The sequence below is a fragment of the Mesorhizobium sp. WSM4817 genome (assembly GCF_055811135.1).
Genome location: NZ_JBVVQQ010000101.1, coordinates 1 through 1040 on the forward strand (window position 1 = coordinate 1; position 1040 = coordinate 1040).

1 protein-coding gene is annotated in these 1040 nt (G+C 56.4%); it reads left to right on the forward strand.

The window, feature by feature from the left end; genetic code table 11:
- The first annotated feature begins 40 nt into the window (after positions 1-40).
- Entirely contained in the window at positions 41-949 is a 909-nt protein-coding gene (locus AC0L2K_RS34880; protein ID WP_473533646.1) for a LysR substrate-binding domain-containing protein, read from the forward strand.
- The last annotated feature ends 91 nt before the right edge of the window (positions 950-1040 follow it).

Consider the following 1040-nt stretch of genomic DNA (forward strand, 5'->3'; position numbering starts at 1 on the left):
TCGTAGACGGAAAATATACCTTCTGATATAGACCTGCTTCATGTCCAAGCTTCGCAATCTCGTCCCCTCGACGCATTCGCTTTTCGTCTTCGAAGCGGCGGCCCGTACGCTGAGCTTCAAGAACGCGGCCAGCGAACTCAACGTGACGCAACCGAGCGTCTCGCATTCGATCAAAATGTTCGAAAAGCATTGCGGGACCGCACTCTTTGTCCGAGACAATCGGGGAGTGCAGTTGACTGAGCCCGGCAGGCAGCTCTACGATGAGGTGCGCACCAGCTTCCGCCGTCTGGAACAGCGGCTTGAGAGGATCTCCAATCGTGGAACGAAGTACATCACTTTCGCAGCTTCGACATCTCTAGCGGCACATTGGCTCGCGCCCCAACTCTATCATTTCCAGGAAGAGCATCCGGACGTCAGGATCAAGGTGGTCGCCACCGATCGGGATGTCGAGCCAGATCATGAGATCGACGTCACGGTGTGGGTGCGGCCCCGGGATTTTGAAAGGGTCAACAGCTGGTTCGTCTGCGACGAGATCATCTTCCCCGTCTGCTCACCCGCATATCTTCTGTCGCACCCCGCTCCACAAGCCGTCGAAGATCTGATCCATCATCAGTTGATTCATTCGTCCGATGCTTTTCGCAAGCGACTGGACTGGCCCGAGTGGGTCGAGCTGGCAGGCGGCGATGCCGGCGACATCAAACCCAATATCGTGTTCAATGACTACCAGCTAACGCTTCAAGCGGCTCTGGCTGGTGAGGGAATAGCACTGGGATGGTCCCTCACCGCCCAGCAGTTGCTCAACAACCGCGTTCTGGTCAGGCCGTTTCCAGCCCAAATCCAGACCGACAGGGCCTTCTTTCTGTTGGCGAGCGAGGATGCCAGCAAGAACAAGAGGTGCAAGGTTCTGGTTGACTGGTTTCTCGCCCAGTCTGAAGAACTCCGCCAGTAACCAGAATTGCCCGTTACCCTGGCTTGACGCCTCACCAGCTTGCGCGAGCGACCTGGACATAAACTGGGTTTAAGGCCAGCGAAACCTTTTG

Excerpts from the sequence above, each read along its gene's own strand:
- AC0L2K_RS34880 (WP_473533646.1), top strand. The coding sequence starts at position 41 with ATGTCCAAGCTTCGCAATCTCGTCCCCTCGACGCATTCGCTTTTCGTC.